General features: G+C 67.4%; 10 protein-coding genes. 8 read left to right on the top strand and 2 right to left on the bottom strand.

Translation table 11 applies throughout. The features are described 5' to 3' along the window. The first annotated feature begins 25 nt into the window (after window positions 1–25). From FHS28_RS12365 to FHS28_RS12335, 7 genes are all read left to right on the top strand, one after another. Window positions 26–979, top strand: coding sequence for a LysR family transcriptional regulator (locus FHS28_RS12365; RefSeq protein ID WP_088450863.1), 954 nt, complete (start codon window positions 26–28; stop codon window positions 977–979). 159 nt (window positions 980–1,138) lie between these two features. Next, a complete protein-coding gene (guaD, locus tag FHS28_RS12360) occupies window positions 1,139–2,452 on the top strand; it encodes a guanine deaminase (RefSeq protein WP_088450861.1) in 1,314 nt (437 codons plus the stop codon). A 12-nt stretch (window positions 2,453–2,464) separates the two neighbouring features. Then, complete coding sequence (locus FHS28_RS12355) at window positions 2,465–4,036, top strand: ABC transporter ATP-binding protein (protein WP_088450859.1); 1,572 nt, start codon at window positions 2,465–2,467, stop codon at window positions 4,034–4,036. Beyond that, entirely contained in the window at window positions 4,023–5,093 is a 1,071-nt protein-coding gene (locus FHS28_RS12350) for an ABC transporter permease (RefSeq protein WP_088450857.1), read from the top strand. Before FHS28_RS12355 ends, FHS28_RS12350 begins: the two co-directional genes overlap by 14 nt. Further along, window positions 5,093–6,013: an ABC transporter permease gene (locus FHS28_RS12345; protein WP_088450855.1), complete on the top strand. Its 921-nt coding sequence runs from the start codon at window positions 5,093–5,095 to the stop codon at window positions 6,011–6,013. The genes FHS28_RS12350 and FHS28_RS12345 overlap by 1 nt, the downstream gene beginning before the upstream one ends. A gap of 185 nt (window positions 6,014–6,198) precedes the next feature. Further along, window positions 6,199–7,449, top strand: a complete 1,251-nt coding sequence (locus tag FHS28_RS12340) for a BMP family ABC transporter substrate-binding protein (RefSeq protein ID WP_246410017.1) — start codon at window positions 6,199–6,201, stop codon at window positions 7,447–7,449. A 184-nt stretch (window positions 7,450–7,633) separates the two neighbouring features. After that, on the top strand, window positions 7,634–8,032 hold the full coding sequence (locus FHS28_RS12335; protein WP_088450853.1) for a cold-shock protein: 399 nt from the start codon (window positions 7,634–7,636) through the stop codon (window positions 8,030–8,032). A gap of 308 nt (window positions 8,033–8,340) precedes the next feature. Here the strand turns inward: FHS28_RS12335 and FHS28_RS12330 are convergent, their stop codons facing one another. Together FHS28_RS12330 and FHS28_RS12325 are read right to left on the bottom strand one after the other, a co-directional pair. After that, window positions 8,341–10,758, bottom strand: a complete 2,418-nt coding sequence (locus FHS28_RS12330; RefSeq protein WP_184294710.1) for a TonB-dependent receptor plug domain-containing protein — start codon at window positions 10,756–10,758, stop codon at window positions 8,341–8,343. 528 nt (window positions 10,759–11,286) lie between these two features. Further along, window positions 11,287–12,483 carry an acyltransferase family protein gene (locus tag FHS28_RS12325; protein ID WP_184294707.1) on the bottom strand — a complete coding sequence of 399 codons (1,197 nt, stop codon included), beginning with the start codon at window positions 12,481–12,483 and terminating at the stop codon, window positions 11,287–11,289. Between the two features lie 142 nt (window positions 12,484–12,625). Between FHS28_RS12325 and FHS28_RS12320 the strand changes: the two genes are divergently transcribed. Beyond that, a complete protein-coding gene (locus FHS28_RS12320; protein WP_088450847.1) occupies window positions 12,626–13,534 on the top strand; it encodes a hypothetical protein in 909 nt (302 codons plus the stop codon). Window positions 13,535–13,657 lie beyond the last annotated feature (123 nt).

Below are 13,657 nucleotides of genomic sequence, written 5' to 3'. Positions count from 1 at the left end.
GCATGGACAGTATGCGAAATCCAATATGACGGGCGCGCTGGATTTCGACAAGATCGAGCTCCAACTGGTGCGGGTCCTGCAAACCTTGATCGTCGAACGGAGTGTCTCCAAAGCCGCCTTGCGGCTTGGCAGCACGCAGCCCGCTGTGAGCGAGAAGCTGCGGCGCCTGCGTGCGCTGACCGGCGACCCGCTGCTGGTGCGCAACGGTGGCGGCATGACGCCGACCACGGTGGCCCTGGACCTGCTCGCTCCTGCTGAGCGCCTGCTGCGGGAGGCGGACGAGCTGTTCGGTACCCGCCTGCGCCGCAGCGGCTTCGACCCCGCCACCGCCGAACTCCGCTACCGCATCGCCGCCAGCGACTACCTGGACCCCCTGTTCCTTCCCCAGCTGGTAGCCCGTCTCCAGCGGCTGGCGCCAGGCATCCAGCTGGACCTGCAGCCCCTGACCGCCGACTACGACTACCGCGCTGCCCTGGCACGCGGTGAGGTCGATCTGGTCGTCGGCAACTGGCTGGAGCCTCCTGGCGAGCTGCACATGGGACGGCTGCTGACCGACGAGGTCGTCTGCCTGGTCAGCCAGCAGCATCCTGCCGCCCGCATGGCCGCCCGTTCCTGGACCCAGCAGCGCTACCTGGACTGCCAGCATCTGGCGCCGATGCCGCTGAGTCCCGGCCAGCCGGGCGTCATTGACCAGCATCTGCTGTCGCTGGGCCTGGAGCGCCGCATTGCGGTGCGGGGGGCCCACTTCGGGCAGTTGCCGGAGATGGTGGCGCGCAGCTTGCTGGTGCTCACCACCGGACGACTGTTCTGCCGGCGTTTCCTGAACACCTTGCCGGTCACCATCCTGCGTTGCCCTGTGGCCTTCCCGCCGATGACCTATTACCAGCTCTGGCATGACGTCAGTCACCAGAGCGCGCCGCTGCGGTGGTTGCGGGAGCAGGTGAGGGATGTCGCCAAAGAGTTGGTGAAACCCGGCTGATTCCAGGCGGAATGGCGCAGTTGCGAAACCTTCGATGCTGATCCATTCGCCGACTCCCGACTCCCGACTTTCGATCCCCGATCCCCGATCCCAATACTGATCCCTGCTTTCCAGCCTGCCTCGTCGCTTTCCCCTGTCTACCGATCCCCGTCCGAGACCATGACCGCAATCTCCGCCACTGCCGACCGCCTCGCCCTGCGCGGCGACCTGCTCGACTTCACCGGTACCCCCGCCTGGGGCCGCGTGGACGACCCGGCCGTGCGATTTCGTCCCGACCACTGGCTGCTGGTGGACCAGGGCCGGGTGGTTGGCGTCGCTGCAGAGGACCCGGGCGAGGGCTGGCAGCGCGAGGACCATCGCGGCCGTCTGATCCTGCCCGGCTTCATCGACACCCACGTCCACAGCCCGCAGCTGGATGTCATTGCCTCCTACGGCACCGAACTGCTCGACTGGCTCAACACCTACACCTTCCCCGCCGAGGGACGATATGCCGACCCGGTCGTCGCCCAGGCCGGCGCCGAGCGCTTCCTGGATGCGCTGCTGGCGCACGGCACCACTGCGGCGGTGGTCTACCCCACGGTGCACAAGGTCTCGGCGGACGCGCTCTTCGAGGCAGCGGCCCGACGCGGCATGCGCCTGATCACCGGCAAGGTGCTGATGGACCGCCACGCGCCGGACGGCCTGCGCGACGACGTGACCCAGGCCGAGCGGGACTGCCGGGAGCTGATCGAGCGCCACCACCGCCGTGAGCGCCTGGCCTATGCGGTGACGGTGCGTTTCGCCCCCACCAGCACGCCGGAACAACTGGCCATGGCTGGGCGTCTCTGCCAGCAGGATCCGTCGCTCTACATGCAGACCCATGTGGCCGAGAACCGCAGCGAAGTGGACTGGGTCGCCAAGCTCTTCCCCGACGCCCGCAGCTACCTGGACGTCTACGACCGCGTCGGCCTGCTGCATCCCCGCTCGGTCCTTGCCCACGGCATCTGGCTGGACGATGAAGACCATGCGGTGCTGGCCCGGACCGGCGCGCAAATCGCCCACTGCCCCAGCTCCAACCTGTTCCTGGGCAGCGGCCTCTTCGACTGGCCGCGTGCCGAGGCTGCCGGGGTGCGCCTGAGCGTGGCCAGCGACGTGGGCGGCGGGACCTCGCTCTCCACCCAGCGCACCCTGGCGGACGGCTACAAGGTGCAGGCCCTGAACGGTCAACGCCTGACCGCATGGTGCGGTCTGCATGCCGCCACACGAGGGGCGGCCCATGCCCTGGGTTTGTCGGAGGAAATCGGGCATTTCGGCGTGGATACACTGGCCGATGTGTGCGTCTGGGACTGGGCGCACGGCTCGGTGGCCGAGCACCGTCTGTCCCTGGCGCGCGAGCTCCATGAAAAGGTCTTTGCCTGGATCACTCTCTCCGACGAACGCAACCTGGTGGCCAGTTATGTGGCCGGCCAGGCCCGCTACCGCCGCAGCCCGTAACGCCTGTCCGTCATGACCGCACGCCTGGAACTCCGCCACATCAGCAAGTCCTATCCAGGCGTCAAGGCCAATGACGACATCTCCCTGCGCGTCGAGCCGGGGGAGATCCATGCGGTGCTGGGGGAAAACGGCGCGGGCAAGTCCACGCTGATGAAGATCATCGTCGGCGCGGTCCAGGCCGATGCGGGCGAGATGCTGTGGGACGGGCAGGTGGAGGCGGTGCGCCATCCTGCGCGGGCGCGCGCGCTGGGCATCAGCATGGTGCACCAGCATTTTTCGGTCTTCGATTCCCTGACTGCCGCCCAGAACATCTGGCTGGGGCTGGACCGGTCGCTCACCCTGGACGAGGTGCGGACCCGGGTGCGGGAGTTGTCATCCGCCTATGGCCTGCCGCTGGACCCGGAGCGTCCGGTACATGCCCTGTCGGTCGGCGAGCGGCAGCGGGTGGAAATCCTGCGGGCGCTGATGACACGGCCACGGCTGCTGATCCTGGACGAGCCCACCTCGGTGCTGACGCCGCAGGCGGTGCAGACGCTCTTTGTCACCCTGCGCCAGCTGGCCGCGCAGGGCTGTTCCATCCTCTACATCAGCCACAAGCTGGATGAGATCCGCAGCCTGTGCGAGCGATGCACGGTGATGCGGAGCGGGCGGGTCACCGGCGAGGTCGATCCGCGGCAGGAAACCACGGCGGGGCTGTCGCGCCTGATGATTGGCGCCGAGCCCCAGCGGCCGCCGCCGCGCACTGCCCGCACCGAGGCGCCGGTGCGCCTGAGCCTGCGCGGACTGAGCGCCGAGCCGGAGGTGCCGCATGGTGTGGCGCTGCGGGACCTGCAACTGTCCTTGAAAACGGGTGACATCCTCGGTGTGGCCGGGGTCTCCGGCAATGGCCAGCAGGAACTGCTGCGCCTGCTCTCCGGCGAGGACCGGCGCGCGCCGCGCGGCACCCTGGTCTGGACCGCCGACGATGGCACCGAGCACGACCTCGGACCGATGGGCCCGCGACAGCGGCGCGCGCTCGGTCTGCATCACGTGCCGGAGGAGCGGCTCGGCCGTGGCGCGGTGCCGGTGATGTCGCTGGCTCAGAACACCTTGCTGACCCGGCGTGAACCGGTCGGCCGGTTCGGGCACTGGTCCCCGTCGCGGGCGTCGGCATTGGCCGCTGGTCTCATCGAGCGGTTTGGCGTGCGCGCTGCCGGACCGCAGGCCACCGCCCGCAGCCTGTCCGGCGGCAATCTGCAGAAATTCATCATGGGCCGCGAGATCTCCGCGGCGCCACGCGTGCTGATCGTGGCCCAGCCCACCTGGGGCGTGGATGTGGGCGCCGCGGCGCAGATCCGGGCCGAGCTGGTGGCCCTGCGGGACCAGGGCTGCGCGCTGCTGGTCGTCAGTGAGGAGCTGGACGAATTGCTGGAGCTGAGTGATCGGATCGTGGTGATGGCCGGGGGGCGGCTGTCCCCGGTGCTGCCGGTGGCGCAGGCCACGGTGGAACGCATCGGCCTGTGGATGAGCGGTCTGTGGACGGCGGCGGACGCGCCACCCACCCCGGAAGGTACCCAGCCAGGAGCCGCGCATGTTCCGGCTTGAACCCCGTCCGCAGCCGTCGCGCTGGATGTCACTGCTCTCGCCGTTGGTGGCGCTGCTGTGCACCGTGGTGATTGGCGTGGTCCTCTTCGCCACCCTCGGCAAGGACCCGGTGCAGGGTCTGCGCATGTTCTTCTGGGAGCCCGTGCGCAGCGCCTACGCCTGGGGCGAGCTGGGCCTCAAGGCGACGCCGCTGATCCTGATCGGCCTGGGCCTGGCCGTGGCCTTCCGGGCCAATGTCTGGAACATCGGGGCCGAAGGCCAGTACATCGTCGGCGCGTTGGCCGCCGGCTGGGTGGCCATGCAGGCCGGGCCGGAGACGGGGCGGTGGATCGTGCCGCTCATCCTGCTGGCGGGCGTTGTCGGCGGCATGGCCTGGGCCGGCGTGACGGCGCTGCTGCGAGACCGTTTCCATGCCAACGAGATCCTGGTCAGCCTGATGCTGGTGTATGTGGCGGAGCTGCTGCTGCAGTACCTCGTCTATGGACCCTGGAAAGACCCGGCGGGCTACAACTTTCCGCAGACCATCACCTTCCTGCCGGTGACCCAGGTCCCCAAACTCTTCTCCGGCACGCGGCTGCACATCGGCGTGTGGATCGCGCTGGCCTCGGTGGTGGGCGTGTGGTGGCTGATGTTCCGCTCGATGGCCGGCTTCGCCTGGCAGGTCGGCGGACTGGCGCCCGCCGCCGCGCGGTATGCGGGCTTCTCGTCCCGCGGCGCGCTGTGGGGCACGCTGATGCTGTCCGGCGGACTTGCCGGCCTTGCCGGCGGCCTGGAAACCGCTGGTCCGCTCGGCCAGCTGACGCCGTATGTGCCGGTCGGTTATGGCTTTGCGGCCATCATCGTGGCCTTTGTCGGCCGGCTGCATCCGGTGGGCATCGTTTTCTCCGGGCTGCTGATGAGCATGTTCTACATCGGCGGTGAACTGGCGCAGTCGCGCCTGGGCCTGCCCAAGGCCATCACCGGCGTCTTCCAGGGCCTGCTGCTGTTCACCTTGCTGGCGGCCGACACCCTCATCCATTACCGGCTGCGCCGGGTTGCACCGAAGGAGGCCCGCTGATGGATGCCTGGCCGTTGCTGCTGGCGTCCACGCTGAACGCCGGCACCCTGGTGGCGTTGGCTGCCCTGGGGCTCTTGATCAATGAGCGGGCCGGGGTGGTCAACCTCGGCGCCGAAGGCATGATGCTGATGGCGGCGATTGCCGGGTATGCCGCGACGGTGCACAGCGGCAGCGACGTGGTGGGCTTCCTGGCCGGCATGGGCGCCGGCGCGCTGATGGCGCTAGCATTTGGCCTGCTGGTGGTCCTGCTCAACACCAATCAGTATGCGACCGGCCTGGCCTTGAGCCTGTTTGGCGCTGGTTTCTCGGCCTTTGTGGGGCAGGACTACACCCGCGCCACGCTGGGGCCGCGCCCGGGCTTCGCCGTTCCGGTGCTGTCGGACCTGCCGTGGATCGGCCCCGCGCTGTTCCGCCAGCATCCGCTGGTCTATCTGACGCTGTTGCTCGCCGCGGCCCTGGCCTGGTGGCTGGCCCGCTCGCGCGGCGGACTGGTGCTGCGGGCGGTGGGCGAGTCGCCGGAGTCGGCCCATGCGCTGGGCTATCCCGTGCGGCGCATCCGCCTGATGGCGGTGGTGGCCGGCGGCGCGCTGTGCGGCCTGGCCGGCGCCTACTGCTCGGTGGTCTACACACCGCTGTGGGTGGAGGGCATGATCGCCGGCAAGGGCTGGATCGCCCTGGCCCTGACCAGCTTTGCCACCTGGCGGGCCGGCCGTGTGCTGCTGGGCGCGTATCTGTTCGGCGGCGTCACCATGCTGCAATTTCACCTGCAAGGGCAGGGCGTGCAGGTGGCCAGCCAGTTCCTCAGCATGCTGCCTTACCTGGCCACCATCGTGGTGCTGGTGCTGATCTCGCGCAACGAGAGCTTCATCCGCGCCAACATGCCGGCCTCGCTCGGCAAGCCTTTCCATCCCGGCGCGTGATGCAGGCAAGTTGGCCGATCGGCTGGATGAGCCGTGCGCTGCGCGATGGCTTCGCCGATGGCTGCGACGATGGTTGGGCGGGTTGCTGCGCCGATGGCTGCGGGAACCACTGCGCCGGTCGCAGGCCCGACCCGACGCGACTTGCCAGCGGCATCAGTCCCTTCATTTCTCGTTCAGGAGTGTTCATGTCTACCCTGTCTTTCTTCGTCCGCCCTTTGGACGCCGCCTGCATGACGCCACGGCATGCAGCCGCCCGTGCCGCCGCCCGCCCTGAGCGGCGCCGGGAACGCCGGGGAGGCCTGCGCCATCCCCTGCTGGTGGCTGCCGCCGCGGTGGTGATGCTGGCCGCCTGTGGCAAGAAGGACGACGCCGGAACGAGCCCCGCCGCATCCGGTGCCGCACCCGCTGCGGCGGCAAGCGCGCCGCTGCAGGTGGCCTTTGCCTACGTCGGCCCGGTGGGGGACGGGGGCTGGACATTCGCGCATGACAACGCCCGCAAGGCGGTGGAACAGGAGTTTGGCGACCGCATCAAGACGACCTTCGTCGAGAAGGTACCCGAAGGCGCGGACGCCGAGCGGGTGTTCCGCGATCTGGTCCAGCAGGGCAACACCCTGGTTTTCGGCACCACCTTCGGCTACATGGAGCCGATGCTCAAGGTCGCGGCGGACAGTCCGCAGGTGAAGTTTGAACATGCCACTGGCTACAAGCAGGCAGCCAACATGCGCACCTACGATGCGCGCACCTACGAGGGCGCCTACCTGGCCGGTGTGGTGGCCGGTGCCATGACCAAGTCCAACACCCTGGGCGTGGTCGGCTCCATCGCCATTCCGGAGGTCATCCGCAACATCAACAGCTTCACCCTGGGTGCACGCTCGTCCAATCCGAAGGCGACGGTGAAGGTGGTGTGGGTGAACGAATGGTTCAACCCGCCTCAGGAAACCAATGCGGCACAGACGCTGATCAATGCCGGGGCTGACGTGTTGATGCAGAACACCGATTCCAGCGCCGTGCTGCAGACCGCCGAGAAAAACGGCATCTATGCCTTCGGCTGGGACTCGGACATGAGCAGCTACGGTCCCAAGGCCCACCTGGCCTCCGCCGTGGTGAACTGGACGCCCTATTACAGCGCCAGCATCAAGGCCGCACTGGACGGCAGCTGGACCGCAGGCGCGGGCAAGCACAGCTGGTGGGGCGTGAAGGAAGGGGCGATTGATCTGGTGGGCCTGAACAGCGTCGTGCCGGCCGAGGTGAAGGCCCGGGTCGACAAGATCAAGGCCGGCTTGAAGGACGGCCGCTTTGTCATCTGGAAGGGCCCGATGCTGGGGCAGGATGGCAAGGAAGTGCTGGCCAAGGATCAGGTCGCCGATGACAAGTTCCTGCAGGGCATCAAGTTCTATGTGCAGGGCATCGACGGGCAACTGCCGTCCAAGCCCTGACCCCTTCCGCTGACTTCACCCCTCGGATCGCAGCAATGGGCACCCTCCATTTCGGGGGGGAAGGCCGGGCGTTGCAGCGCTTACAGGCTGTTGCCCCACCCGGGGCCAGTGTGGGCACCATGCGTTCCGTTCCCGGACGTGAGACACCCGGGTTTTTCTAGTTCATGCGAGGGGGAAGGTCACCATGCGATTCGAAGGCACTTTGAACAGTTGGTATGGGGAACGTGGGCACGGGCTGCTGCAGCCGGAACAGGGCGGTGAAGCGCTCTTCGTTCATGTGTCCGCATTCCCGATGGACGGGCAGGCACCGCAGGAAGGTGAGCGCCTGAGCTTCGAGGTTGTTTCCAGAAGTGACGGCAGCAAACAGGCCGTGCGTCTGCAACGCCTGTCCCCCTACAAAGTGCCGCCTCAATTGCGCGCAGCTCGCACATCTTCCCGCCCGCGTCCGATTGGTCGCCGCCGTCGCATCACGCCGCTGATGTGGATGGTGATGGGTGTGATGGTGCTGGGGCTGAGCGCCACCTTGTGGTCGCCGTCGGGCTCGGCGATGGCCAAGCAACGCGCGACCGCGGTCAACCGATAAGGCGGATGCAGCCGGGGATGGTTGCCCCGCTCCGGCTGCGCCCGTGATGATTCTCGTGGGGGACCGACGCTGGTCGGTCCCGTCGCCCAGGTAGTGATCGCCCTCGATGACTACCTTTCAGGCCACCCAGTTGGGTGGCCTCTTTTGCTTGATGGAGCCCCCGGATGGTTGCGCCTAGGGCGCACCCATCCGCCCCCCGCGGGGGCTGGGGGCCGCCTTGGGAGCGGCCCGGCGGCGGCCCCCGTGCGGTCAACCCGATCGCGGTTGGCTCGGCGCTGCGCTGGAGCCAGCGCTTGGGTGCGTGGAGATCAAATCTTCATTTCGAGGCGGACTTGCCACAGTGTGAAGCTGCGCCCGGTGCTTTCGCCGGTCACCAGCTTGGCAGGGCTGATGAGGGTGCCGTTGGCGGCGTAGCGCGCCGGTACCACCGAGACACTGCCGGTGCCGTAGTCCAGCGGCGCCAGGTTGGTCGCCGAGACCCGTAGTGCCGTGCTGGAGGACAGGTTCCAGCTGGCAAACAGATCAAACACCCGCTTCTTGTCGCTGCTCACCGCCGTCAGCGTCGTCTGCTGGACGGTGTTGGCCGGCGTGTAATTGACGGAGCCCCCGAGCGTCAGCGGCAGGCTGCGCAGCCGATAGTCGGCACCCAGGTTGGCGGTGTAGCGCGGCTGCTGGTCCAGCTTGTTGTCAGGCCCCTGGATGCCGTCCACCTTCGAATGAAAGAGTGACAGGTTGCTGCGGATGTTCACCGGCCACGCATCCGTCAGATATTCATCCAGCCGGAACTTGGCCTCCAGCTCCACCCCGTAGGTCTGCGCCGTGCCAATGTTGCGCGGCTTGGCCACCCAGCGCTGCTCCGTGGACCAGCTCACATCCTCCAGCGCGGTGACCGTGCGGATGAGGTCGTTGATGTGTCGATAGAACAGGTTGGCACTGATGAGCCCCCCCTTGGTCATGTATTTTTCCCAGCCCAGCTCCACCCCGGTGGCCATCTCCGGCTTCAGGTCGGGGTTGCCCATCCGGTCCGGATAGTTGATGGCATTGGTGCCGCAGGGCACGCCATTCAGGCACGGGTACTGCGAGTTGACGCTGGGCCGCGCAATCAGGTCATTGAGCTGCGGCGAGCGATAGCTGCGGGTCAGGCTGGCGCGGATCTGCTCGCGGCTTTTGTCGTCCAGCTTGTAGACCGCATGCAGCAGTGGCGTCCACACGCTGGAGCTGTTGCTGACGTTGTAGTTGGTGGCCTTGCTGTCGGTCTGGATGCCTTCCCAGCGCAGGCCCGCATAAAAGCCCCATTGCTTGCCCACGCTCCACTCGTCCTGCGCATAGGCGGCCAGGCGGCGGGTGGACGCATCGACGTCATCCCCAAAGTCCAGCAGATAGCTGCAGCTGCTGCCGTTCTGCAGGCAATTGCGCGTCTGGTTGCGGCCGGTGCCTTCACCCTCCAGGCCGGCGACGAAGTTGTGCTCGTCCGGCAGCTGGTGGTTGTATTTGCTGTTGAAGCTCCAGGAGGTGTCCCGGCTGCGGGTGTGGTCGTCCTGGGTGCGGGTGAGGGTGGTGTCTTCGTATTCGCGGCGGTCGCTCTCGCTGTTCATCGACATGCGGCCGACGCCCCCCCGCAGCTCCAGACGGCTCACATCGCTCAGGCGCTTGTTCCACTGAGCATTCAGACGCGCCATGACCGAGCGGTTGGTGCCTTGCGTTTCCACATGGTTGAAGTCGTAATGGTCCGGGCCGGACGTCACTTCAGGGGTCTGCACCTGATCGTAGACACTGGCACTCGTGCCGCGGTTGACCACGACGAACGGCTGCAGCGCCAGCGTGTCGCCGCCGTCCAGCCGCCATTGCACACGCCCCGTCATGTTGAGGGACTTGCGGCTGCTGCTGCTGCGACCCAGGGTCTGCAGCACCGTCTGGTCACCGGTGTCCGGCACCAGGGTGACGGTGCGGCTGTTCACATCCTCCTGCTGACGGTTCTGCATCGCATTGACCGTCAGGTTGTAGGCGCTGCCGTGGTCGTCCAGCTTGTCGTTGCGGGTCCAGCTCAGGTGCGGACGCACCTGCCCGTTCTCCGCCGCCAGCGCGGCGCGCACTTCATTGAGCCGCCGCTGCAGCGCCTCGCGCAGCACCACGTTGATGGTGCCTGCCACGGCGCGTGCGCCGAACTCGGCCGTAGGCGCGCGCATCACCTCGATGCGTTCGATCTGGTCGGGCGGCAGTTCGTCCAGGGAGAAACCCGGCGGCATCCGCTCGCCGTTGACCAGGATCTGCGTGTAGCCGGACCCCATGCCGCGCATACGGACCTCGCCACCACGTCCTGGACGGCCGCCGGTGGTGACGCCGGGCAGGCGCTTGAGCACCTCGCCGATGGTGCTGTCGCCATAACGCTCGATTTCCTCGCGGCCGATGATGATCTTGGACGCCGTGGACGCGCGCCGCTGGGCATCGTCACTGGACTTGCCCTGGACCTCCACGCGCTGGAGTTGCTGCGGGTCGTCGTCGGGCCGTGGCGCTGGCGCGGGGGACGCGGGCGCGTTGGAGGGTTTGGACGCTGGAGCCTGTGAACGGCCCGGAGCGCGGGCGGCTGCAGGCGCCGGTGTGGCAGCGGGTGCTGGGGCCGTTGTGGGCGTGGGAGCGGTGGGGCTCGCGGCTGCAGGTGCAGGTGCAGGTGCAGGCGCAGGTGCGCCTTGGCCCTGGGCGGGCGCGGCCAGGGCGCTCAAGGCCATCAGCAGAGCCAGGGAAAGCGGATGCAAGGCGGGGTGGCAGGTGCGTGTCATCGGGGCAGGCAAGAGCAACGGCGATGCAAGCGGTCCGGACTTGGCGGCGGCTGGGACGCGGGACGCGGCGAACTTCGTGTCAGAGTTGAAAAGAGGCCGAAGGATCGCACGCGCCCCCTTCGGGACCGCCGCCAAAAGGTCCGGTTTTATGGTTCTTTACATGAGGTGACGGCTGGGCGCGACGGCGGCAAAGACCGTACGCGCACGACAAGTAGCAATTCTGGATCTGGCAATGAACGAGCAACGTCGCCTGTCGCTGCCGCCTTGATCCGCGCCAAAGAGCCAACGAGCCAAAGAAAAAGGCCACCGCACTGAGTCGGTGGCCTTGGGGATAGGTATCCGGACGCTGGTGACGGGTTCCAGCTTTCTGCCCTATGTCGCAGCCGGTTGTTTGTCTCGGATGCCTTGCATTGTGCCTATCGTTTGTGACGGTGAATTGACGAAAAGCAGGATTCCAGCGTGTCTTCAAAGATTTGTCTAAGGGCGCTGCGGGGAAGCGCCCCAGACCGCTGTCGCCCGGATGCGCTGGAGCCAGGGCTCCGTCAGCGCCAGGCCCGGCATCTCCACATAGCGGTGGCTGCAGTGACTGAGCGTCATCAGCACCGGCGTCATCATCCAGACCACCAGCCAATGCTGGGTGGCGCTCAACTGCGCAGCGTTGACGCCGGTCATCCATGCCACGCACCAGTGAAAGCTCACAAATAACACCAGCCCATGCAGCAGATAGACGCTATAGGTCGGCTCCCCGAAGTGGCGCGACAGTCGGGAGGACAGCCCTCCGAACAGGTCATTGCCACAAGCGATCAGCACAAAGGCAAAGGCTTGCAGCATCTGCGGCAGAGGTGAGACGGCGGACATGGGCAAAGCAAATCCGCCCACCAGGCTGGTCAGCGTGAGCGCCGACGCGAGCGGCGTGTGTGCAAAGTGCTGCAGCGGGCGCCACCGCGCGGCGAAGGCCGCCGCGATGCCCACGGCAAACGGCATCAGGTTGCCCAGCGAAGGCCGCCACACCAGCAGCAGCACGCCAGCCACCACCGGCACCATCAGCGGGCGCACCCCGGGACGTCCGCCCAGCATCAGCATCAGCACCGGCAGGGCGGCATAGAACATCCATTCGTACGGCAGCGACCAGGTCACACCGGCCACCAGAATTTCGGTGCGCGCCAGGCCGTTCACATCCGGGCGTCCGGGGATGGTGAACAGCAGCCAGTCCTTCAGGCTGCCGAGCAGCGTGCCCGTCTCCACCTGCAGACGTCCCCGGGTCAATACGGCCACCAGCGTCAGCATCAGGAACAACATCAGCAGGTAGGCGGGTGTCAGGCGCATCAGACGGCCGAGGAACAACCGGGCCCAGTCGATGCGACGGGTGCGGGCGTCCAGCAGGCGGCCGAAGAACAGGAAGGCGGTGATCATGAAGAACAGCGCGACGCTGCCCTTGCCGGCGTTGACGTAAAACGCCGATGGCGGGTAGGCCCAGGCGCCGGAGACGCGGTAACTCTGCCAGAGGGTGGCGTGATGCAGAAAGACGCCGAATGCGAGGTAGCCGCGCAAACCGTCGATGCTCCGATAGCGGGCCCTCGCTTCCGGTAATGGGCTGCGGCGTGAGAGCACCCAGGTGGTGCCCAGTGCCAGCAGCAGCGCGACCAGCGCCGGCCAGAGGTCGGTCGGATTCATGCACCCTCCGCGGTGACGGCGCCGCCGCCATCCAGCTGCAACGGTACACATAATGCCCACGGCTGGGCAGGGGCGGCCCCCCAGGTGGGGTGGGGCGTCCGGCGGCTCCAGTAGAGTTCAGGTTTGTTTGATGCCGTTGCCCATGAGTCGACTCCAAGCTGAATTTGACCGTTTGTATGCCGCGACCGCGACTGCAACCGCCACTGCGACGGCGCCTGAGGCCGCTGGCGGGCTGGACCTGATCAGCGCCGATGGCCGCGTGCGCGCCTTGGTGCTGGACATCGGTCGGCCGGTGGACTGGTCCGTCGTGGCGCCACTGTGGCGTGCGGTGCAGGAGGACCTGGCGTGGCCGGCACCCGCCATTGCCATTGCCGGCGGGCCGAGCTTTCAGTTGTGGTGGTCCCTGGAGGAGGCGGTTGCGGCGCAGGATGCCGCGCGCTTCCTGCAGGCGGTGCAGCGACGCTTCCTGCCGGAACTGAAGGAGGTGCGGGTGCAGCGCTTTCCTGCCCCTTCGCCGGGTGAGGAGCTGACGGATACCGCGGCGGGCTGGACCCATGCGCGTCCGGTGCCGGCGGCAGTGACGCCGGATCAGTGGTCGGCCTTCGTCGCACCCGGACTGGCACCGGTCTTTGAAGAGACGCCGTGGCTGGACTTTCCGCCCAATGAAGAGGGGCAGGCGGAGTTGCTGCGCGGATTGCGGTCGATATCGCCCGTGCAGTGGCAGGACGCCTGGAAGGGATTGGGGCAGGGGGTGGAGGCGGCTTTGAATCCGGGCGAGACCTCCGCCATCTCCGTCGGCGTCCTAAAGACGACGTCTGACGCCGCGGCGGGGCGTTGGACGGCGGCAGATCCTGACGAGCATGCCGACGCGGACGCCGCTGCTGCCGTCGCGAAGGCAATAGCCCCTTTCACGAGCGGCGTCCCCTCACGATCACCGACGTTCAGCGACCCTCGCGCATTTCTGATGCAGGTGATGAACGACAGTGCCGTGCCAATGGCACTGCGCATTGAAGCGGCGAAGGCCTTGCTGCCGCTGGCGAAGGATCAGTGACGCTCGCCAGTCTGCCATCCGTATGCTGGATGGCGGCAGGCTCGGACCGCTCCGGTACCAGACGCGACGACCAGACAAGACAACAACGCGCGAGCACCAGGCGCGACCACCAGGCGCGCCGAT

The organism is Roseateles terrae, from assembly GCF_014192155.1.
Lineage (GTDB): Bacteria > Pseudomonadota > Gammaproteobacteria > Burkholderiales > Burkholderiaceae_C > Roseateles > Roseateles terrae.
The sequence above is the reverse complement of the archived record's forward strand: the minus strand, read 5'-3'. Positions and strand labels throughout refer to the sequence as shown.

Coding starts and splice junctions, on each gene's coding strand:
- FHS28_RS12350 (WP_088450857.1), top strand. CDS start 4,023: ATGTTCCGGCTTGAACCCCGTCCGCAGCCGTCGCGCTGGATGTCACTG.
- FHS28_RS12320 (WP_088450847.1), top strand. CDS start 12,626: ATGAGTCGACTCCAAGCTGAATTTGACCGTTTGTATGCCGCGACCGCG.
- FHS28_RS12330 (WP_184294710.1), bottom strand. CDS start 10,758: ATGGCCTTGAGCGCCCTGGCCGCGCCCGCCCAGGGCCAAGGCGCACCT.
- guaD (WP_088450861.1), top strand. CDS start 1,139: ATGACCGCAATCTCCGCCACTGCCGACCGCCTCGCCCTGCGCGGCGAC.
- FHS28_RS12325 (WP_184294707.1), bottom strand. CDS start 12,483: ATGAATCCGACCGACCTCTGGCCGGCGCTGGTCGCGCTGCTGCTGGCA.
- FHS28_RS12345 (WP_088450855.1), top strand. CDS start 5,093: ATGGATGCCTGGCCGTTGCTGCTGGCGTCCACGCTGAACGCCGGCACC.
- FHS28_RS12355 (WP_088450859.1), top strand. CDS start 2,465: ATGACCGCACGCCTGGAACTCCGCCACATCAGCAAGTCCTATCCAGGC.
- FHS28_RS12340 (WP_246410017.1), top strand. CDS start 6,199: ATGTCTACCCTGTCTTTCTTCGTCCGCCCTTTGGACGCCGCCTGCATG.
- FHS28_RS12335 (WP_088450853.1), top strand. CDS start 7,634: ATGCGATTCGAAGGCACTTTGAACAGTTGGTATGGGGAACGTGGGCAC.
- FHS28_RS12365 (WP_088450863.1), top strand. CDS start 26: ATGACGGGCGCGCTGGATTTCGACAAGATCGAGCTCCAACTGGTGCGG.